Genomic DNA, 21,188 nt, shown 5'->3' on the forward strand with positions numbered 1-21,188 from the left:
TAGCTTATGCAGCAAATATTCAATTTTCTGATTCGGAACAAGAATAATATTTTGTTCTTGGCATTGCTTGCGTTTTCTATTTTCCTTACGATACAAACCCATTCATTTCATAAAAGTAAATTTATAAGTTCTGCCAATTGGGTAACCGGCGGTATTTATTCCTGGAACAATAATGTGCAGGATTACTTTTATTTAGATGAATACAATCAGCGTTTGGTAGAGGAGAACAGAAACCTTCGAAACGTTATAAGGCAATTAAGCGGAAAGGACACCATCCCGAATTATACCGATACCACATTTGCTTCAGATTACATATTTAGAAGTGCAGATGTGATTAATAACAATTTCTCTAAAAGGGATAACTATATCACTTTGGATAAAGGAGAGAATGATAGTATAGCTGCAGAAAATGGTGTTATAACAAGTAAAGGTATTATTGGGATTATTGATAGAACTAATAGCAATTACTCTCGTGCAATTTCTATTTTAAACTCGCAGTCTAAAATTAATGCACAGCTTAAAAAATCAAATCATTTTGGTAGTTTGATCTGGGATGGTAAAAACCCTAACCTAATGCAACTTACCGATGTTCCCAAACAGGCTCCTGTTGCAAAAGGCGATACTATTATCACCGGAGGGAAAAGTTTAATTTTCCCAAAAGGCTTATTAATTGGTACTATCCAGGATTTCAAATTAGATAATACCGAAAGTTATTTTACGATCAACGTAAAGCTATTCAATGATATGACCAATATTGGTTATGTTTATGTAATTGAGAATAAGAACAAGGAAGAAATTCTTTTTTTAGAAGAAGGAGAGGAAAATGAATAGCAACTTAATTTCTAATATTCTACGTTTTATAGGCCTAATTTTAATTCAGGTTCTGGTTCTTAACAATATTAATTTTATGGGGTATGTAAATCCATTCCTCTACATCTTATTTTTGTTGTTATATCCTTTTAACACCAATCATAGTCTATTTTTATTTCTGGCTTTTTTACTGGGATTATCTGTAGATATTTTTGAGGATAGCGGCGGTATACATGCTGCTGCCTGCCTAGTGGCTGCTTTTGTGCGACCAAATTTACTTCGTTTCTCTTTTGGTATAAGTTATGATCATCAAACACTACGCTTATCTGCCACTCCGCTTGGAGCCAGGATAAGTTATGTGGTGCTTATGGTAGCTATACATCATTTAGTATTATTTTCTTTGGAAATGTTTAGCTTTAGTCATATAATACTAATACTTAAAAAGACGTTATTTTCAGGTATATTTACTGTACTTGTAATTTTACTTAGTATCGCACTTTTCAGCAAAAAATATCGATGAGAAGAATTCTGTTATATGTTATAATTCTTACTACCGGATTTATATTTCTTGGTAGGCTTTTCTATTTGCAGGTAGTAGACGACAGCTTTGCTGTTCGATCTAATGATAATGCGGTAAAAGTGGTTTACGATTACCCGCAACGAGGCTATATTTACGATCGTGATGGCGAACTTATGGTTTCTAACCAACCATCTTACGATGTGATGGTAATACCTCGTAATCTTAAGCCTTTCGATACTACAGAACTTTGCGCAATTGTAAGTTTAGAACGTAAAGAATTAGAGCGAAGATTAGATAAAGCAAAGATCTATTCTCCTTTCTTACCTTCAGTAATTGTACCTCAGCTTACTAAAAGTGAATATGCATTCTTACAGGAGAAAATGCGTAATTATGAAGGTTTTTATATTCAGAAGAGATCTTTAAGAGATTATCATGTAGACCATAGCGCTAATGTTTTAGGTTTTATTGCTGAAGTTGCTCCTGCTACCATTAAAAAGAATCCTTATTACAGCAGTGGAGATCTAATTGGAAGAAAAGGTGTAGAAAGCGTTTATGAAGACACCTTGCGCGGAGTAAAAGGGGTAAAGTACATTCAGAAAGATAAACTGAATCGGGATATTGGCCCTTATAAAGACGGAATTTATGACACTTTACCAGAGCGTGGTAAAGACATCACCATTTCTGTAGACTCAGATCTACAAGCTTATGGAGAATATTTAATGACCAATAAACGTGGTGGAATTATCGCTATCGAGCCTTCTTCAGGAGAAATTTTATCCATGATTACCGCACCAACCTACGATCCTGCCGATTTGGTAGGTAGAAAAAGATCACCTAATTTCAGCAAAATGTGGCTAGATTCTACTGCAAGACCGCTTTATGATCGTAGTATTTTAGCGCAATATCCACCGGGATCTCCATTCAAAACAATGAATGCATTGATCGCGCTGCAAGAAGGAGTTGTAGATACAGATGATACTTTCTCCTGCCACCATGGTTATAGTTATGGTCGTGGTCGTAAAATGGGTTGTCACGCGCATTCCAGCCCCGTGAATATGAACCAGGGAATTGCACAATCCTGTAATTCATATTTTGCGCAGGTATATAGAAAGATCATCGAAAAATATCCTACTCCGCAAGAAGGAATGGACGCCTGGAATAAGCACGTGAGAAGTTTTGGCCTTGGTGATTATCTAGGAAATGACCTAAGTACAGGAAGACCGGGAAAGATACCAACTTCAGAATATTATAATCAAATTTACGATTACCCAACCTATAAATGGTACGCTACGGCGACCTTATCTAATGCGATTGGGCAGGGTGAAGTTTTGCTTACACCAATTCAGCTAGCTAATATGACGGCTACCATTGCTAACAAAGGATGGTATTACACACCGCACATGATCAAAAAAATTGATGGCAAACCTATAAAAGATGAAAGGTTTACTAAAAAACATCAAACTACTATTGATCCTGAAAATTTTGAGCCTGTAATCCAGGGAATGCACGACGTTTATAATAATGGTACGGCTAGGTCTTTGCAGATCGACGGAATTGAAATTGCCGGAAAAACAGGAACTGCAGAAAACTTTGTTAGAGTAAACGGAAAGAGGATGCAGCTTACCGATCATTCTATCTTTGTAGCTTTTGCCCCTGTTGATGATCCAAAAATCGCTATTGCAGTTTTTGTTGAAAATGGATATTGGGGAGGTCGATACGGAGGAAAGATCGCCAGTTTAATGATAGAAAAATACATTAAAGGTAAAATTACCAGACAGGATCTTGAAGACTACGTAATGGATCCAAAGAATAGTTTAGAAGATGAATATGAAAAACCCTATAGCGGAGAACCTTTCTTAATCAATGATGGCAAGAAAAACGGCTGGCTTTGATTGGCTAACGATTTTAATTTATTTTTTACTGGTATGTTTTGGTTGGGCTAATATTTATTCGGCCTCACTTGGCTCAGGTCCCGCAGGGAACTATTTCGACCTTAACGAGGTTTACGGAAAACAAGCTTTATGGATTGGTCTAAGCATCTTTATTATCGTCATAATATTGGCGATAGAAGTTAAGTTTTATCAGCGATTTTCCAGCGTTATCTATATCACGGCCCTGGTCCTGCTTGCGGGTCTCTTTGTTTTTGGTAAAACCATTTCTGGAGCTACTTCATGGTATGCGATTGGCTCCTTTCGATTACAACCTTCAGAATTTGCTAAGATCGCTACTGCGCTTGCGCTTGCAAAATACGTTAGCGATATACAAACCAATATTAAGCTTTTTTCGCATCAATTTAAAGCATTCATCATTATTGCCTTACCGGCATTACTTATTGTTCCTCAACCAGATCCTGGGAGTGCAATGGTTTATGCCGCATTCTTCTTCCCGCTATACAGGGAAGGAATTTCAGCCTTGTACTTGGTACTCGCACTTACCGGTGTTCTTATTTTCGTAGGAACTTTGTTAATTGGGCCCATTTGGGTCACCATAGCTGTTGTTGTACTTGCCGCATTAAGTTTCTTACTGAAAAAGAAAAAGCGACCGGGCATTCCATTATTGCTATTTATTGTAGTCGCTTGTATTGGATTATCATTCTCGGTAAACTACATTTTTAATAATGTTTTTGAGCAACGTCACCGTGACCGCTTTAATATCGTACTTGGGAAAGAAGTAGATAGCCGCGGAATTGGGTATAATACCAACCAAAGTGAAATCGCTATTGGTAGTGGCGGTTGGACCGGTAAAGGGTGGACAGAAGGCACACAAACCAAAGGCCACTTTGTACCAGAACAACATACCGATTATATTTTTAGCACCGTTGGTGAAGAATGGGGTTTTGTTGGGAGTGGCATTGTAGTGCTTTTATTTGTTTGTTTATTACTCCGGCTAATATTTCTCGCAGAACGCCAAAAATCACAGTTTAATCGTATCTATGGTTATAGTGTCGTTGGAATTATATTTCTACACTTTATGGTGAATATAGGAATGGTGATTGGCATTTTCCCTACTGTTGGAATTCCTTTGCCATTTTTTAGCTATGGAGGTTCGGGATTGTGGGGATTTACGATCTTATTATTTATATTTATAAGATTGGATTCTGACCGACTCTCCTTCTAATGCCGAAAATTGAAATCGTTACAGAAATTAATGCTGAAATTCAGCTTGTATTCGATCTTTCCAGAAGTATAGATCTTTACATTATTTCTACTGAAAAGACCAAAGAAAAGGCAATTGCTGGCAAAACGGAAGGTTTAATTGAATTAGGTGAACAGGTCACCTGGCAGGCAAGACATTTCGGAGTGGCACAAAAATTCACATCTAAAATTATCGAATTTGAGCCTCCGTTTTTATTTGTTGATCAAATGCAAAAAGGAATATTTAAATCCTTTAGACACGAGCATCACTTCAAGGTAATTTCCGAAGAAAAAACTTTGGTTAAAGATATTCTAGCTTATGAAGCTCCACTAAAAATTTTAGGAAAACTAGCTGACTTCTTATTTCTGAAGAAATATCTTAAAGACTTTCTTGCTGAAAGAAACAAGATCATAAAAGCTTATGCCGAAAATGGAGAGGGTTCAGCATTTCTTCAGGAATATTAAAACTTACATGGTGCAGCGCTCCGCTATCAAAAGAGCGGCTGCAACAACCAAAATCAAAAAAGGATAAACGATCTTTCGTTTCATTATAATACAAATTAAAAACGCCCAAAGTTAAAAAACTTCAGGCGTTTAAATACAAATTCGTTTTAGATCTGTTAGTCCTTAAATTTATCTGAATCTGCTACTTTATTTTTCATGTTACTTCTTTTAATATCAGAAAGTACATTAATAGCCTCTTCAACATAAACATCGCGACTTAAATCTTTATGCCATCTTTCTCTTTTTTCCTGTAAGGTAGAATCGGCTTTAAACAATTCTTTTTCGTAAGGTAGTGAAGAGAATGATAGATTTGTTTTATAATCTTTTAGAGCATCATATTGCTTAGCTACTTCCATATTCTTTTCGGCATTTGCAGCATATTGCTCAAAATTTAAAGAATAAGAATCATCTTCACTCTGCTCTTTTATCCATTTTGCATTTTGCTCGATAAGCTTAATTTGCTCACTTTGCTCCATACGCTTTTTACTATTTTCGATGGCTTCTTCGTAACCAAGGTATCCATCCCAAATATCGTAATCTGCAGGATCGATCTTATCCCAAGGTAAAGGGTTTTCCTGATCTTTTTCACCAATATCAACATAGCTATAACGATCTGGAACCACAACATCACTCTTTACTCCTTCTAACTGCGTAGAACCTCCGTTTACTCTATAAAACTTCTGGGTAGTGATCTTTAAAGCTCCCATATCGCCATAATCATTATTTCTTAGCCAACGATTAAGATCGATCACATTTTGAACAGTTCCTTTACCATAAGTTTGTTTACTACCAATTATAACAGCTCTTTTGTAATCCTGCATCGCTGCAGCTAAGATCTCTGAAGCAGAAGCCGAAAGCTCGTTCACTAAAATCACAAGCGGGCCGTCCCATACGATTTCAGAATCTTCATCATTAAGAACTTCTTTACGCTCGCCGTTAGATTTCACCTGTACGATAGGTCCTTTTTCGATAAACAAACCAGCAATATCAACTACGGTCTTTAAAGAACCACCACCATTATTTCTAAGATCGACAACAAGACCATCCATGCCCTGCTCTTTAAGCTCTAGGATATCTTTTCTCATATCTGAGGCTGCATTACGGCTATCATAATCTTCCATATCAAAATAGAACTTAGGCAGATTAATTACTCCGTATTGTTTACCATCTTTGTCAACCATCGCGGTCTTTGCGTAAGTTTCTTCTAATTCTACAAGATCTCTGGTAAGTTTGATCTGTTCTATATTTCCTAGTAGTTTCTTACGAACGGTAAGTGTAACTTTAGATCCTTTTGGCCCTTTAATTAGATCGACAGCATCATCTAAACGCATCCCAGAAATATTTACAGGCTCATTTTCGTCTTCCTGCTTCACTTTTAAAATAACATCCCCAGCGTCTAACTCTTCACTCTTCCATGCTGGACCTCCCGAGATAACGTCCATAATGGTAATATCATCATTCTTCTTCTGTAATCTTGCTCCAATACCTTCGATCTTACCAGACATCTGGATATCGAAACGATCTTTATCTCTAGGCGCGAAATAATAAGTATGAGGATCAAATTCTTCTACAACAGAATTGATAAATACAGAAAAGTAATCCTTTCTTTCAAGATCATCGGTTAGATCAAAATATTCATCTAAGCTATTTTGTGTAGTTTCACGTGCTTTTTTCTCTAATTCCTCATCAGATTTCATGGTGTAATCTGAATCATTTTCTTTCTTATTTTTTTCGTCCTGCTTTAAATCGTAAAAACTAATAAGAGTAGAAAACTTAAGCTGCTTTCTCCAACGCTCTTTTAATTCGGCTTTAGAGGTAACATATTCTAAGTCATCACCATCTGTTTGAAAATCTTCTTCTTTTGAAAAATCAAAAGGTTCAGCCAGAATTTGAGTATATAATTGCTTAGCTTCTTCGTTACGTTTTTCTAATTTAGAATAAGTTAGATCGAAGAAATTAAGTTCTTTGTTGTTGATCTCGTCATCAATTAAAATCTTGTATTCTTCAAACTCCTCGATATCTTTTTTATAAAAGAAACGTTTTGAAGGATCCAGACTTTCGATGTAATGATCGTATACTTTTACAGAAAAATCATCATTTATTTCTTTTGCATCGTAGTGTCCCTGACTAAGAACATAGGTAATAAGATCAATTAAAAGCTTGTCTTTGTTAGGGTCGTCAAACTTTTTTGTGGTGAAGCTGCATGAAGTTGCTGCCATCAAAACAGCCAACACCAGGATTTTTAAATTCCTTTTCATATATCGCATAGATTTCGTCATTAAATTCTGTACAAAATACATTAAAAACTGTGCCATTCATAGGAACAGCGACTAATAATTTGTTAAACTACTAAAATACGGTTTCCGCAGGAAATTACTAATTTAGCATCTAGAAAATTTAAGCTATGAGCAAAGAAAAACCGCTTATTCTGGTCACCAACGATGATGGTATCACCGCACCGGGAATTAGAGCCTTATTACAGGTAATGAAAGAAATTGGAGATGTAGTTGTAGTGGCCCCAGATAGCCCTCAAAGTGGAATGGGACATGCCATCACGATTAGTGATACTTTATTTTGTGATTCGGTTACTTTAAAAGAAAATTATAATCATAAAGAGTACAGTTGCTCTGGAACCCCGGCAGATTGCGTAAAGATCGCCACACAGGAGATTTTACATCGCAAACCCGATCTTTGCGTAAGCGGAATTAACCACGGCTCTAACTCTTCGATAAACGTAATTTACTCGGGAACTATGAGTGCAGCTGTAGAAGCTGGTGTAGAAGGAATTCCCGCTATTGGTTTTTCACTTTTAGACTACTCGCTAAATGCCGATTTTGAGCCCTGCAAAAAATACGTGAAAGCGATCACTAAAAATGTACTTAAAAACGGACTCCCAAATGGGGTGGTTTTAAACGTAAACTTTCCAAAATTACCTGCGGAAGAAATTAAAGGCATTAAAGTTTGTCGGCAGGCTAATGCACACTGGGAAGAAGAATTTGATAAACGAACCAATCCACAAGGTAGAGATTACTATTGGTTAAGCGGAAGATTTGTAAATAACGACGAAGGTCAGGACACAGATGAGTGGGCTTTAGAAAATGGTTTTGTGTCTCTAGTGCCAGTACAGTTCGACTTAACCGCCCATCATTTTATGAAAGAATTAAACGACTGGAAACTGGATGAATAAAGGCAATATTGTAATAGGTTTTTTAATAGGTCTTTCTACAACGATTGGCGGCGTTTTTTTGTTCACTACTTTTTTTTCTGATTATAGTTTTGAAGCGAGCTTAAGAGATTCGATCACTAACGATTACTTCGGAAAATTAGTAGCTATTGGTGCAGTGCTTAATTTTTTACCTTTTTTCGTTTTTATGCGGAAGAAACAGATCTATCACGCCCGTGGAATTTTACTCGCCTGTCTTGTTGTAGCTATCACGATCGCAGTTGTAAAAATTCGGAATTTCTAATTATTCAGCAAAAACAAATACGTCTTGAAATATTATATCATTGCAGGAGAAGCCTCGGGAGATCTACATGCTTCTAATCTTATGAAGTCTCTAAAAAAAGTAGATCCAAATGCCGAATTTCGATTTTGGGGCGGTGATCTTATGCAGGCACAGGGCGGCACTCTGGTAAAACATTATCGCGATCTTGCCTTTATGGGTTTTGCTGAAGTTGTTATGAATTTACGAACCATACTAGGCAATATTTCATTCTGTAAAAAAGATATTTCTGCTTTTCAGCCAGACGCTTTGATCTTTATCGATTATCCAGGCTTTAATCTGCGTATCGCTAAATGGGCAAAAGAAGAAGGATATGATACTCATTTTTATATTTCGCCACAGATCTGGGCTTGGAAAGAAAACCGAATTAAAGCCATAAAACGTGATGTAGATCACATGTATGTGATCTTACCATTCGAGAAAGACTTTTACGAAAAGAAACATAATTACCCGGTAAATTTTGTTGGACATCCTCTTATCGATGCGATTTCAAATAGAAAAAATACCGATGTAGCCAGATTTAAAGCAGAAAATAATCTCGATGATCGTCCAATAATCGCTTTACTTCCCGGAAGCCGAAAACAGGAAATCTCTAAAATGCTGGAAGTGATGCTTAGTATCACTCAGGATTTTAAAGATTATCAATTCGTTATTGCCGGAGCGCCAAGCCAGGAAACCGAGTTTTATAAACCTTATCTAAAAAAGACCAATATTAACCTGGTAACAAATAAAACTTACGACATCTTAACTTGTGCTCATGCAGCATTGGTAACTTCAGGAACGGCAACTTTAGAGACTGCGCTTTTTAAAGTTCCAGAGGTAGTTTGCTATAAAGGCAATTATATTTCTTACCATATTGCAAAAAGAATTATTAATTTAGACTATATCTCACTGGTAAACTTAATTATGGATCGCGAAGTGGTGAAAGAATTGATTCAGAATGAATTTAATTCAGAATCCCTTAAAACAGAATTACAAAAGATCCTGGAAGAGAAGAACAGAGAGCGCATTTTTAAAGACTATTACGAACTAGAACAAAAACTTGGTGGAACTGGCGCCAGTCTAGAAACCGCCACGCTTATCTACAATTCGATAAAATAAGATCTTTTAAATTTACAATATCGACTGAATTAAAATGAAAAATATAGAAAGAAGCATGATGATGAAGCAGGGCCTTAGAATAGGCATAATGGTATTGATCGCTATATTTTTAAGTTCATGCGGATCTTCTAAGCCCAAGGTAGTCACCACAAAAACCGAAAGCAAGCGTACAAAAACAAAGCACTACGATCCAGAAGTCACTCGCAACAGCAAAACAATAAAACCCAAAGACGATCGCGTTTACGATATTGTAAATTATGCGATAAGTTTTGAAGGCACCAAGTACAAATATGGTGGCACCACAAAACGTGGGATGGACTGTTCTGGGCTTTTATTTGTTTCATTTCAGGAAAACAATATTCAACTTCCCAGAACTTCCAGGGCGATGTCTTTGCAAGGCGAACGCCTTTACTTAAAAGATGTCACGGTGGGCGATCTTTTATTCTTTGAAACCAACAAAAACCGTAAAGTAATTAATCACGTTGGGCTTGTCGTCGATATTTCACAAGGCGATATTCTATTTATACACTCCACTACTTCACGAGGTGTAGTGATTAGTAAACTTTCAGAAAATTATTGGAACAATAGCTTCGTGATGGCAAGGCGCGTGATTTAAACTTTAAAATCACCTGCTAAAAAGCAGATTTTCACTACTTTTAAACTGACCCTACTTTCTTATAATCAGAAAGATGGGATACATCAATATTAAGATTCTACAATTTTCGATTGCATTTTTATGCGGAATCCTAGCTGCGCATTTTTTTGAAATTCCTTTAAAAATCCTGATAATTCCTGCCGGAATTAGTATCGCTTTCTTTCTGTTTTTCTTTTTTAAGGCCAAATCTCAACTCTACCAACTCCCCTATTTTGGAATTTGCTGTTTTCTGGTTTTATTTTTCTTCGGAAGTATTTCCTACCAGCTTAAATTCCCTGAAAATAAACCATTTTATTTCTCGAAATTCATTAATTCTGAAGAAGATCTTTTAAAACTGAAATTGACTGAAGAATTAAAGCCAAACTTCCAGAAACGTTTTATTGCTGAAGCAGTACAAGTTATCCAAGGCCAAGATTCGATGAAATCTCAACCAGTTTTTGGGAAAATTCTGATTGGTTTACCGCTAACATCTCGTTTGAAAGTTGGGCAGGAAATCATCGTTCCCGCAAACGTAAGCGAAATTAATCCTCCACTAAATCCGCATCAATTCAACTATCAGGAATACATGAAATTTCAGGGTATTTTTCATCAAATTCAGCTTTCAAAAGATCAAATTTTGATCGATCAAAAAGCCAAACCATCACTACTCAGTAAGATTCGCTATTCCTTACTTGAAACTTTACAAAATTCAGGATTCAAAAGAGATGAACTTGCAGTGATTCAGGCATTAATTTTAGGGGAACGAACCGCTATTTCTAACGAATTATATCAAAATTATGCAGCTGCCGGCGCAATTCATATTTTGGCCGTTTCAGGTTTGCACGTTGGGATTGTTTTACTCCTTATCAACTTTATCCTAAAACCACTTCAGCAATCGAAAATCTTAAAATTCACTCTAACGCTAATCGGAATTTGGAGTTTTGCTTTGCTTACCGGTTTATCGGCATCTGTAGTTCGTGCCTCGTTTATGTTCAGTTTTGTAGCTTTAGGACTTCAAATTAATCGGAAGGTCAATCTTCTCAATACCCTATTTTCGGCGTTTTACGTGCTCATTCTTATCAATCCGTTTTATGTGTTTCAGGTGGGATTTCAATTAAGTTTTGCGGCGGTTTTCAGCATTGCCTTATTTCAGCCTAAATTCAGCAAACTATGGCATCCAAAATATAAGATTGTACGATTTTTTTATAGTATTATCACGGTAAGTATTTGTGCTCAAATTGGTGTTTTGCCCTTAAGTTTATTCTATTTTCATCAATTCCCGGGATTATTTTTACTTACCAATATTGTGATTCTGCCGGGACTTGGGATTTTATTAATTTCAGGAATATTGATTCTTGTTCTAGGCATTTTCGACCTTCTTCCTGAAGTTCTAGTTCACTTTTATTCGATTTTGGTTGAAAATCTAAATCATTTTATCGCCTGGGTGGCCAGCCATGAACGTTTTATTATTAACGACATTCATCTTAGTCATTTTTCAGTCTTACTTTTATTCGGAATCATCATTAGCAGCTTCTTTTTACTTCAGCAGAAAAAGAAAAAGCAGGTTTTGCTGACTTTAGTAAATATTATTTTGTTTCAAATTAGTCTGTTTTTTGACCAATATCAGCATTCTTCCGAAGAAATATTTATTCTGAATAAATCTGGTTCTAGTATCATTGCTGAAAAGAAAGCTGACCTATTAAATCTCTACGGAAACGCACAAAAAGATAGCAGCTGGAGTTATATCGATGATTTTAAAATAGCTGAAAAAATATCGAATATTGAGTTTAAGGAACTACAAAATTTTTACGAGCTAAAGCAAAAACGAATTATGGTGATCGATAGCACAGCGCTTTTCAATTTCCCTGAATTTAATCCCGATATCTTACTACTTTCTAACTCTCCAAAAGTGAATTTAAACCGGGTTATAGAAGTTTTAAAGCCAGGCATTATTATCGCTGATGCTAGCAACTACCCAAGCTTTATCGAACTTTGGGAACAAACCTGCCTAAATAAAAAAGTCCCTTTCTACCAGACAGGTAAAAAGGGAGCTTTTAACTACTAACCACAAACTATTGTTTATGATACAACTAACACTTACTTAGTAAACGTAGGTTCGAAGTTTTCATTGTATTCGTTCCATGCTTTTTCAGTAGTTAAATTTTTATATTCGTCTTTTGCGAAGATTTTAAGGAAAATTTCAATCTGCGCCGGAGTTCTGTATCCCTTTAATGGCGCTATTAAATCTCCTTTTTCATCAAAAAACACGATACTTGGATAAGCAGAAATTTGTAGCGCACGAGCAAATTCATGCGGACTGTTTCTTCTTCCTTTTAAATCTGGATTATATTGTGGGTTGGCAAAAACTTCATTTTTGTAATTGATCTCTTCTTCACCTTCAGCATTAAACTTTACCGGGTAATAGTTCTCATTTATAAATTCAGCTACTTTAGGATGTCCAAACGTATTTTTATCTAACATTTTACAAGGTCCGCACCAATCTGTATACGCATCCATAATAATATTCTTAGGTGTTTCTTTTTGTGCTGCCAAAGCTTCATTCATCGTCATCCATTTGATCTTACTTTCAGACTCCTGCGCCTGCATTGCAACACCAATAAGCACCAATGCTATAAAAAACAATCTTTTCATCTTCTATAAATTTTCTTTTATAATATATTTTATGTAATTTATTCTACTGTGGTTTCCATAGGAATACCCTCTTCCATTTTAGCATCTTCAGCTCCGTGAGTAAGACGTTTAAGAGGTTTAAGTAACATAATTACTATAATCCCTATTAAAGTCCAGATCACAGCGATACCTGTAAAAACTTCAAACTCCCCAAGATCCTGAGCAAACTGACCAATAAGACCTGCTACTTTATTTCCTAAACCAGTTGCAGCCCAATACATCCCCATAATTACTGAAGCGTATTTTAACGGTGCCAATTTCGTAATGAATGAAAGTGATACCGGGGAAGCACAAAGTTCACCAATGGTATGGAATAAATAAGCTGCGATTAGCCAATACATTCCTGAAGATCCGGTTTCCTGATACTGTACAGAAGCAGCACTCATAAATCCAAATCCTAAAGCCATAATGATCAAACCAATAGCCATTTTAAAGATCGAAGAAGATTCTTTTCCTTTTTGCTTCCATTTAAACCAGAAACTACCTACCAAAGTTGCCAGCGTAATAATGAAGAATGAGTTCACCGATTGGAATACTGAAGCCGGAATCTCAAAACCTAAAAGTGTTCTATCTACTTTCTCTGCTGCATAAAGGTTCATTAATCCACCTGCTTGTTCGAAAGCCGCCCAGAAAAGGATAATTAACAAGAAAGAAAGTAATAAGACTTTTACCCTGTCTTTTTCTATAGACGTTAATGGCTTATCTAAAATTGCACGATCTGCTTCGTTCTTTCTGGAAATTAAATTCCCAACATGAGTAAGATGTTTTTGTCCCATCATGTAAACGATTTGTCCTAATAACATTCCTATAGCTGCAAGACCAAAGCCCCAGTGCCATCCGTAATATTCAGCTAAAAATCCACAGGCAATTGGTGCTAAAAATCCACCAATATTAATCCCCATATAGAAAATATAGAATCCAAGATCCCTACGCTCGTCACCTTGCTTATACAAACCACCTACCATAGAAGAGATGTTTGGCTTTAATCCACCAACACCAAGAATGATAAACAAACAACCGATATAGAAAGAAGTTTCAGATTCGAATGCTAGAATACCATGACCAATACAAAGCAAAATACCACCGATCAATACAGTTTTCTTTTGCCCTAAAAACTTATCTGCAATCCATCCCCCGGGAATAGAAACCACGTAAACAAGCATGGTATACCAACTGTATAAACTTAATGCTTCAGCATTAGTCCATCCAAAACCAGGATTATCAGAGTTTGTCTCAGCGACTAGATAAAGTACAAAAAGTGCACGCATCCCGTAGTATGAAAAACGCTCCCATAATTCAGTAAAAAATAGAATGTATAATCCTACCGGATGCCCAAATAGTTCTTTTTGATTAGCTGGAGGTGCTGTATTTGCCATAATTTTAAGTTTGTTGATTGAGTTTTATAGATGTTCTTTTATAAAGTTTGTCATTTTTGTATAGAGATGTAATCTGGTATTTCCGCCATAGATACCGTGATTCTTATCGGGGTAAATTGCCCAATCAAATTGCTTGTTCGCCTGGATAAGTGCTTCAACCATTCGCATGGTATTTTGAAGATGCACGTTATCATCACCACCACCATGTACAATTAAAAAGTCTCCTTTTAATTTATCTACATGATTAATTGGTGAATTTTCATCGTAACCAGAAGCATTTTCCTGCGGTGTGGTCATAAAACGCTCAGTATAGATCGTATCATAAAATCTCCAGCTGGTTACCGGCGCTACAGCAATTGCCATAGCAAAAGTATCACTACCTTTTAAAATTGCGTTAGACGCCATAAACCCACCAAAGCTCCATCCCCAAATCCCTATTCTATCAGCATCGATATAATCCAGCTTTCCTAGTTTTTGAGCTGCAGCGATCTGATCTTCCAATTCGTATTTCCCTAACTCATTTTGAGTTACCTTCTTGAAATCTGCTCCTTTAAAACCAGTTCCTCTACCATCTACACAAGCAATAATATATCCCTGATCGGCTAACAACTGATACCAATATTCGTTAGTATTGAAGTAAGAATTAGAAACCGACTGGGAGCCAGGCCCCGAATATTGGAACATTAATAACGGATATTCCTTAGATTCATCAAAATCTGAAGGCTTGATCGTCCACATATTTAGTTCGTTCCCATTCACCTGAAGTGTAGATAACTCTTTTGGAGAGAAATGATAAGGTTTTTCAATATCCAGTAAATCGCTATTATCTTTTATCTCACGAACTAATTTTCCATTTTTCGCTAAATGAAGCGTGTACTCCATAGGAGTTTCAGTACTGGTAAAAGCATTGATAAAATATGTAAAATCAGCACTAAAATCGGCATTATTCATCCCGGTTTTTTCGGTGAGTCTTTTTTTACTTTTCCCGTTGGTTTTTATTGAATAAACATCGCGGTTTACACTGCCGTTTTCGGTGCTTTGATAAAACAAGCGATCACTTTTCTTGTCGTAACCATAGTAATTGGTCACTTCCCAATTTCCTGTGGTTACTTGTCGCTTCAGCTTTCCATCTTCAGCATATAAATAAATATGATTAAAACCATCACGTTCACTGGTCCAGATAAAGCTATTATCTTCTAAAAAGGTTAGATTATCTGTCACATCAACGTAAGCTTCGTCCTTTTCAGTAAGAATAACTTCTGCAGTATTATCTTCAGCATTCACAAAAAGAAGATCTAATTGATTTTGATGCCTGTTTAACACTTGAGCGCTTAAGATATAATCTTTATTGGTCCATTTAATTCTTGGAATATAAAAATCTGAATAATCACCAAGATCGATTTTCTGAGTTTCTTCGGTTGCTACATCATACATATGAAGTGATACCTTAGAATTTGCTTCACCCGCTTTTGGATATTTAAAAACCTGCTCGCTAGGATAAAGATCACTACCAAAAATATCCATAGAAAACTCTGGCACTTCAGTTTCGTCTAATCTTAAAAAAGCGATCTTATCGCCTTTAGCATTCCATTCGAATGCTCTTACAAAACCAAGCTCTTCTTCGTAAACCCAATCAGTAATTCCGTTGATTATACTATTGATCTTACCATCTTTGGTGATCTGTTTCTCGGTTTTTTCAGCAACATTGTAGATGTAAATATTGTTCTCGAAAACATAAGCCAGTTTCGAATTGTCTGGAGAAAATGTTGGTTCCTGAAATTTCTTATCGCTAAGCTTGTTAAGTTTTTTAGAATTTACATCGAAAATATAGAATATCGCCTTAGAAGACCTACGATAAATTGGCTGAGGATCTGTAGCTAGTAAGATCTTAGATTCGTCGTCGCTTAAGCTGAAACTTTGAAATTTATCCAGATCCTTAAGATCTTTCGTATCTACCAGCGTGCGGGTTTGCTCCCCGGTTTTGTAACTATAAACATCGATGCTAGAATTGCCGGTATCTGGATCGTGATTAAGTACCACATATTCGACACCATTTTTAAGAGATTGTAGGGATTGTAAATGTTGCTGACTAAATTTTCCGCTCCATATTTCTTCAAGCGTAATATTCTTTTCCTGGGAAGTCGCAACAGAAGCTGCTATCGTCATAAGCAGAACTAAGATTTTTGAGAACCTCATTAAATTCTATAAAAATTTTATTGCAGGCCAAGTTTACTAAATTTTGATGAGAAAGCCGGCCGAAGACCTGTTAAATACTAACAATTTGTTAAAGGTATTTTCAACATCTTTAAACCTGGCATTAAAATTAATGTCTTATCTGCAACCAAATAACAATTGTATCTTTGTAAAGAAACTATTACGAAATTTCATGAAGGAACCAATTTCTGGCTTTTCGAAGCTAACGAAAGAAGAAAAGATTCACTGGTTAACTAAGACCTATCTGAATGACGATCCTAAGGCTGTAGAAGTTTTGAAGCAGTACTGGAATAAAGACGAAAAATTACAACAATTACACGACGAGTTTACTGAAAATACGATCTCTAATTACTATTTACCCTTTGGGATCGCTCCTAATTTTTTAATTAACAACGAGCTATTTGCCATCCCAATGGCGATCGAAGAAAGTTCTGTTATCGCTGCGGCGAGTAAAGCAGCTAAATTTTGGGGCAGTCGAGGCGGCTTTAAAACTGAAGTGATCGATACAGTAAAAGTCGGGCAGGTACATTTTATTTATAAGGGAAGTGAAGAAAAATTAGAGCTGTTTTTTAACGAATTAGAGCCTAAACTTAGAAAAGCTGCTGCGCCTATCACTAAAAATATGGAGCAACGCGGTGGCGGAATTAAAAGCATAGAGCTAAGAGAGCGCACTACTGAAGTTGAAAATTACTACCAGTTGCACTGCCATTTTGAAACTGTAGACAGTATGGGCGCTAATTTTATAAATAGCTGCCTTGAAAAATTTGCTGAAGTTCTTGAAAACGAAGCTGCGATCTGGGAAGATTTTAATGATGAAGAGCGCAATATCGAGATCGTAATGAGTATTCTTTCGAACTACGTTCCAGAATGTATCGTTCGTGCTGAAGTTTCCTGCTCGCTCGAAGACCTATCTGATGACGCCAATTTCAGCGGAGAGCATTTTGCTGAAAAGTTTTTAAGAGCAATAAAGATCGCCGAAACCGAACCTTTTAGGGCCGTTACCCATAATAAAGGAATAATGAACGGTATCGATGCGGTTGTATTGGCTACAGGGAACGACTTTAGAGCCATTGAAGCCGGTGTTCATGCCTATGCTGCAAAAGATGGGCAGTATTCCAGTTTAACGCATGCAAAAGTTGAAGACGGTATCTTTAAATTTTGGATTGAAGTTCCTTTAGCTTTAGGAACCGTTGGCGGTTTGACAAGTCTACATCCCCTGGTAAAACTTGCTATGGAAATGCTAGGCCAACCAAACGCCAGAAAATTGATGGAAATCGTCGCCGTAGCAGGTTTGGCTCAGAATTTTGCCGCTGTAAAATCTTTGATCACTACCGGCATCCAGAAAGGCCATATGAAGATGCATTTAATGAATATTCTTAATCAGCATAATGCGACTTTGGAAGAAAAAGAAAAACTAATCGAATATTACAAAACCAATGTGGTTTCTCATAGCGATGTTGCTGTGCAACTTGAAAAACTTAGACGATGAGATTTTATAGCCACGGAAAACTTTTAATTACTGCAGAATATGCAGTTTTAGATGGCGCACAGGCCTTATGTCTTCCTACGAAAAAAGGTCAGTTTTTAAATGTTGAAGAAAATTCTTCAGGATCAATAAAATGGATCAGTAAAGACGAAAACGGCGAGATTTGGTTTCAGGATGAGTTTAAGAAAGATTCCTTTGGAATACGATCAACTTCAGAAGAAAACATTTCAGGGAAAAATGCTGAAATATCGCAACGTTGTATCCAAATTTTAACCGCTGCGGAAGAATTATCTGGTTTAAATCTTTTTGAGAAAGGTTATACAATCGAAACCGAATTAGAGTTTAAACGGGAATGGGGACTAGGCACATCTTCAACCTTGATAAATAATATTTCACAATGGCTGGCTATTGATCCTTATGTTTTACTGAATAAAACTTTTGGAGGAAGCGGCTATGATATTGCCTGCGCTAAAGCCGACGGCCCTATTACTTACGAGCGAACAAAAGAGACTCAGATTTCACTAAAATCGCCTTTTGATCCAGAATTTTCAGATCACATCTACTTTGTTTATCTAAATCAGAAACAGAACAGTAGAGAAGGTATAGCGCATTACAGAAATCAAGAAGATACACATCGGGAAATTTTAATCGAAAAAGTATCCAATATCACGCAGCAGATCATTAAATGCGAAAGTCTGGCTGAATTTGAATTACTCGTTGATATTCATGAAAGTTTAATCGCAAAAACAATAAATCTCCCTAAAGTAAAGCATAAGCATTTCGCCGATTTCACAGGAAGCATTAAAAGTCTTGGTGCCTGGGGAGGCGATTTTGTGATGGTTACAAGTAAAGAAGATCCTACCGCTTACTTTAAAGAAAAAGGATTTGAAATTGTGATCCCATATTCAGAAATGGTCTTATAAATTTTACTTCTAAAAATAGTATCAGAAATTATACAAAATCAAAAACTGGAGATTTGCAGAAATAAAAAAAGCCACTCGATCGAGTGGCTTTTTTTATTATTTATATCTAAATCCTAGTAAAACTTAGCTCTTTTATCTTCGATCTCGGCTTTAGATTTTAAAGCTTCAAACGCCCTGCTGTTCGCCATTTGACGACGGCTACTGGTTTCCTGTTGTGCAAATGGTTTGTAAGAATCTAACTCGGGAGCTTCGCTCTTACTTACTAATTCTACAACATAAACACCTTTATCTCCTACGATTGGTTTACTAGTTTCACCAACCTCTAAAGCATAAACAGCTCCTACAACTTCTGGCTCGCTACCTGCACCTGCAAGTGTTGGAGAACTTAAGTTTACAGCATTTGCAGTTTGAACGATCTTATCTTGTTTTTCTGCAACCTGATCTACAGTTGTTCCAGAGATCTTTTCTTTGATCATTTCAGCTTTCTTCTGCTTAGTAAGAATTGGAATAACTTCAGAAGAGGCATCTTCTGGGCTCATTAATCCTTTTTTCTTCTTAGCAGTGATTTGCGCTACGATATAGCCAGCCGGAGTATCAAAACGCTTAACATCACCTACTTTTGCATCTTCTTCAAAAGCCCACTGTACAACTCTTCGTTGTTGCCCAACTCCTGGAATATTTTCGTCTAAAGCTTTTACATCACGTACGGTACGAATTCTATAATCTGCAGACTTCGCTTCTTCTGTAAAGTCTCCTTCACCGGCTGCGATTTCGAATTTAGTAACCTCGTTAAAAAGTTTGTTTCTTGTACCTTCTGTAGCTTCGATCTCTCTAGATACGGTAGCAATTTTAACTGCTTTTTCTCTTTCTGTTTGTTCTTCGATATAGATTACATGGTAACCAAAATCTGTTTTTACAACACCTACTGTTCCTTCGTTATTATTTAAAACGAAATCATCGAAAGTTGGCACCATCATACCCGGTCTAAAGTAACCAAGATCACCAGAATTTTGTGCAGCAGAAGGATCATCAGAAAATTCTGTTGCAAGCTCACCAATCTTAGATTTATTACTTCTAACTACACCAGCTAAACTATCTGCTAACTGCTTTGCTGCTTCCTCTGTACGAGTACCGCCAGCCTGAGCTCCCTGATATCCTAATAAAATATGGCTTGCTTTTATAGAATCTGGGATTTGCTTAGTCTCTACTAATTTGCTTAACTTCCAGTATCCATTTTCTTCGTAAGGACCGTGAACTTCTCCTTCTTCAAGATTGAATAATTCATCAGCAAATTCTTTTGGAAGTTGATTTTTAAATCTGAAGGTTACAGGCTGAGTTAGATCTGAATTAGAATTTACAAATTCCTGATCGTCTGAAGTTGAATTGAACCCGGCAATAGTATCGTTAGATTTAGAAACCGAGTTATACTCAACTCTATCTTCTAATAATTCGCTTAAAGAAGCCTTAGCCTCTTCTTTATCTTCTGGAGAAGGCTCTTCACTAAAAATAACATACTGGATATTACGAGCTGCTTCAGTTTCGAATTTCGCTTTATGGTTATCTACGTATTCTTTAATTTCAGATTTTGAAACTTCAACTTCATCATCTGAAATTGAAGAAAAAGGAACCTGAACATAACGAAGATCCATCGTATTATTTTGCAAGTGATAAGCTTGTTTTCCTTCAGTTAAGGTTGCTCCTACACCAGTACGAATCATATTCGCATAGATATTTTGAGCAGCAGATTCTGAAAGACCTTCTTCATAGCTTAACCATTGCTGATACATTTGTGGAGAAGTTTGCTTTAAACTAGCCACATATTCTTTTACTCGATTTTCATCGAACATTCCAGCTTCGTTAGTAAACTGAGGGTTTTGAGACATTTGAGCTCTCATCATTTGTCTTACCTGCGCCTGCTCTGCTCTAATCCCAAGTTCTTCTACCTGCTCTTCAACAATAATTTGATTTAGTTGTTGATCCCAAACACGATTTACGGCCTGAGTAGTAGAAATATTACCACGCATATTTTGCTGATAAGCTTCTACCTGACGGGCAAATTCTTCCCGGCTGATCTCCTCTCCATTTACAGTAGCAATAGAGTTATCTTTACCGCTAAAGCCACCACTTCTAATCACATCGGCCAGAACAAATGCAAACAATGCCAATGCAATAATTAAAATTAAGAAAACAGAACGTTGTCTGATTTTATTTAATACTGCCATTTTTAGATATAATTTATCAAAATATAGTGGGCGAAAATAGTGTTTTTAGGCTAATTATAAAACTTATAAT

17 protein-coding genes are annotated in these 21,188 nt (G+C 36.4%); 12 read left to right on the forward strand and 5 right to left on the reverse strand.

What is annotated here, in order from left to right; translation table 11 throughout:
* The first annotated feature begins 6 nt into the window (after positions 1–6).
* Genes mreC through BM201_RS00165 form a run of 5 tightly spaced genes read left to right on the forward strand, consistent with a single transcriptional unit; the run spans position 7 to position 4,929 of the window.
* A complete protein-coding gene (gene mreC / locus BM201_RS00145; RefSeq protein WP_092539388.1) occupies positions 7–831 on the forward strand; it encodes a rod shape-determining protein MreC in 825 nt (274 codons plus the stop codon).
* Positions 824–1,330, forward strand: a complete 507-nt coding sequence (gene mreD / locus BM201_RS00150; RefSeq protein WP_092539389.1) for a rod shape-determining protein MreD — start codon at positions 824–826, stop codon at positions 1,328–1,330. Before mreC ends, mreD begins: the two co-directional genes overlap by 8 nt.
* A complete protein-coding gene (mrdA, locus tag BM201_RS00155) occupies positions 1,327–3,222 on the forward strand; it encodes a penicillin-binding protein 2 (RefSeq protein ID WP_092539390.1) in 1,896 nt (631 codons plus the stop codon). Before mreD ends, mrdA begins: the two co-directional genes overlap by 4 nt.
* Positions 3,197–4,447 carry a rod shape-determining protein RodA gene (rodA, locus tag BM201_RS00160; RefSeq protein ID WP_092540531.1) on the forward strand — a complete coding sequence of 417 codons (1,251 nt, stop codon included), beginning with the start codon at positions 3,197–3,199 and terminating at the stop codon, positions 4,445–4,447. Before mrdA ends, rodA begins: the two co-directional genes overlap by 26 nt.
* Positions 4,447–4,929, forward strand: coding sequence for an SRPBCC family protein (locus tag BM201_RS00165; RefSeq protein WP_092539391.1), 483 nt, complete (start codon positions 4,447–4,449; stop codon positions 4,927–4,929). The genes rodA and BM201_RS00165 overlap by 1 nt, the downstream gene beginning before the upstream one ends.
* Positions 4,930–5,084: 155 nt before the next feature.
* Here the strand turns inward: BM201_RS00165 and BM201_RS00170 are convergent, their stop codons facing one another.
* On the reverse strand, positions 5,085–7,226 hold the full coding sequence (locus tag BM201_RS00170; protein ID WP_175486944.1) for a carboxy terminal-processing peptidase: 2,142 nt from the start codon (positions 7,224–7,226) through the stop codon (positions 5,085–5,087).
* 146 nt (positions 7,227–7,372) lie between these two features.
* Between BM201_RS00170 and surE the strand changes: the two genes are divergently transcribed.
* From surE to BM201_RS00195, 5 genes are all read left to right on the forward strand, one after another.
* On the forward strand, positions 7,373–8,155 hold the full coding sequence (gene surE, locus BM201_RS00175) for a 5'/3'-nucleotidase SurE (RefSeq protein ID WP_092539393.1): 783 nt from the start codon (positions 7,373–7,375) through the stop codon (positions 8,153–8,155).
* Positions 8,148–8,435 carry a hypothetical protein gene (locus tag BM201_RS00180; protein WP_092539394.1) on the forward strand — a complete coding sequence of 96 codons (288 nt, stop codon included), beginning with the start codon at positions 8,148–8,150 and terminating at the stop codon, positions 8,433–8,435. The genes surE and BM201_RS00180 overlap by 8 nt, the downstream gene beginning before the upstream one ends.
* Positions 8,436–8,459: 24 nt before the next feature.
* Positions 8,460–9,572 carry a lipid-A-disaccharide synthase gene (lpxB, locus tag BM201_RS00185; RefSeq protein ID WP_092539395.1) on the forward strand — a complete coding sequence of 371 codons (1,113 nt, stop codon included), beginning with the start codon at positions 8,460–8,462 and terminating at the stop codon, positions 9,570–9,572.
* 34 nt (positions 9,573–9,606) lie between these two features.
* A complete protein-coding gene (locus BM201_RS00190; protein WP_245758537.1) occupies positions 9,607–10,188 on the forward strand; it encodes a C40 family peptidase in 582 nt (193 codons plus the stop codon).
* A gap of 73 nt (positions 10,189–10,261) precedes the next feature.
* On the forward strand, positions 10,262–12,271 hold the full coding sequence (locus BM201_RS00195) for a ComEC/Rec2 family competence protein (RefSeq protein WP_092539396.1): 2,010 nt from the start codon (positions 10,262–10,264) through the stop codon (positions 12,269–12,271).
* A gap of 32 nt (positions 12,272–12,303) precedes the next feature.
* Here the strand turns inward: BM201_RS00195 and BM201_RS00200 are convergent, their stop codons facing one another.
* Genes BM201_RS00200 through BM201_RS00210 form a run of 3 tightly spaced genes read right to left on the reverse strand, consistent with a single transcriptional unit; the run spans position 12,304 to position 16,469 of the window.
* Entirely contained in the window at positions 12,304–12,858 is a 555-nt protein-coding gene (locus BM201_RS00200) for a thioredoxin family protein (RefSeq protein ID WP_175486945.1), read from the reverse strand.
* Positions 12,859–12,896: 38 nt separating this feature from the next.
* Entirely contained in the window at positions 12,897–14,273 is a 1,377-nt protein-coding gene (locus tag BM201_RS00205; RefSeq protein ID WP_084842553.1) for a peptide MFS transporter, read from the reverse strand.
* 24 nt (positions 14,274–14,297) lie between these two features.
* Positions 14,298–16,469 (reverse strand): S9 family peptidase, encoded by a 2,172-nt coding sequence (locus tag BM201_RS00210; RefSeq protein WP_092539397.1) that lies wholly within the window; start codon positions 16,467–16,469, stop codon positions 14,298–14,300.
* A gap of 46 nt (positions 16,470–16,515) precedes the next feature.
* Here BM201_RS00210 and BM201_RS00215 point away from each other — a divergent pair, with 46 nt between their 5' ends.
* Together BM201_RS00215 and BM201_RS00220 are read left to right on the forward strand one after the other, a co-directional pair.
* Positions 16,516–17,976, forward strand: coding sequence for a hydroxymethylglutaryl-CoA reductase, degradative (locus BM201_RS00215; RefSeq protein ID WP_394333723.1), 1,461 nt, complete (start codon positions 16,516–16,518; stop codon positions 17,974–17,976).
* A complete protein-coding gene (locus BM201_RS00220; protein ID WP_092539398.1) occupies positions 17,973–18,896 on the forward strand; it encodes a GYDIA family GHMP kinase in 924 nt (307 codons plus the stop codon). The genes BM201_RS00215 and BM201_RS00220 overlap by 4 nt, the downstream gene beginning before the upstream one ends.
* A 113-nt stretch (positions 18,897–19,009) precedes the next feature.
* Here BM201_RS00220 and BM201_RS00225 read toward each other — a convergent pair whose 3' ends face one another.
* Positions 19,010–21,118, reverse strand: coding sequence for a peptidylprolyl isomerase (locus BM201_RS00225; RefSeq protein ID WP_092539399.1), 2,109 nt, complete (start codon positions 21,116–21,118; stop codon positions 19,010–19,012).
* Between the last annotated feature and the right edge of the window lie 70 nt (positions 21,119–21,188).

The organism is Zunongwangia mangrovi, assembly GCF_900112105.1.
GTDB classification, from domain to species: Bacteria; Bacteroidota; Bacteroidia; order Flavobacteriales; family Flavobacteriaceae; genus Zunongwangia; species Zunongwangia mangrovi.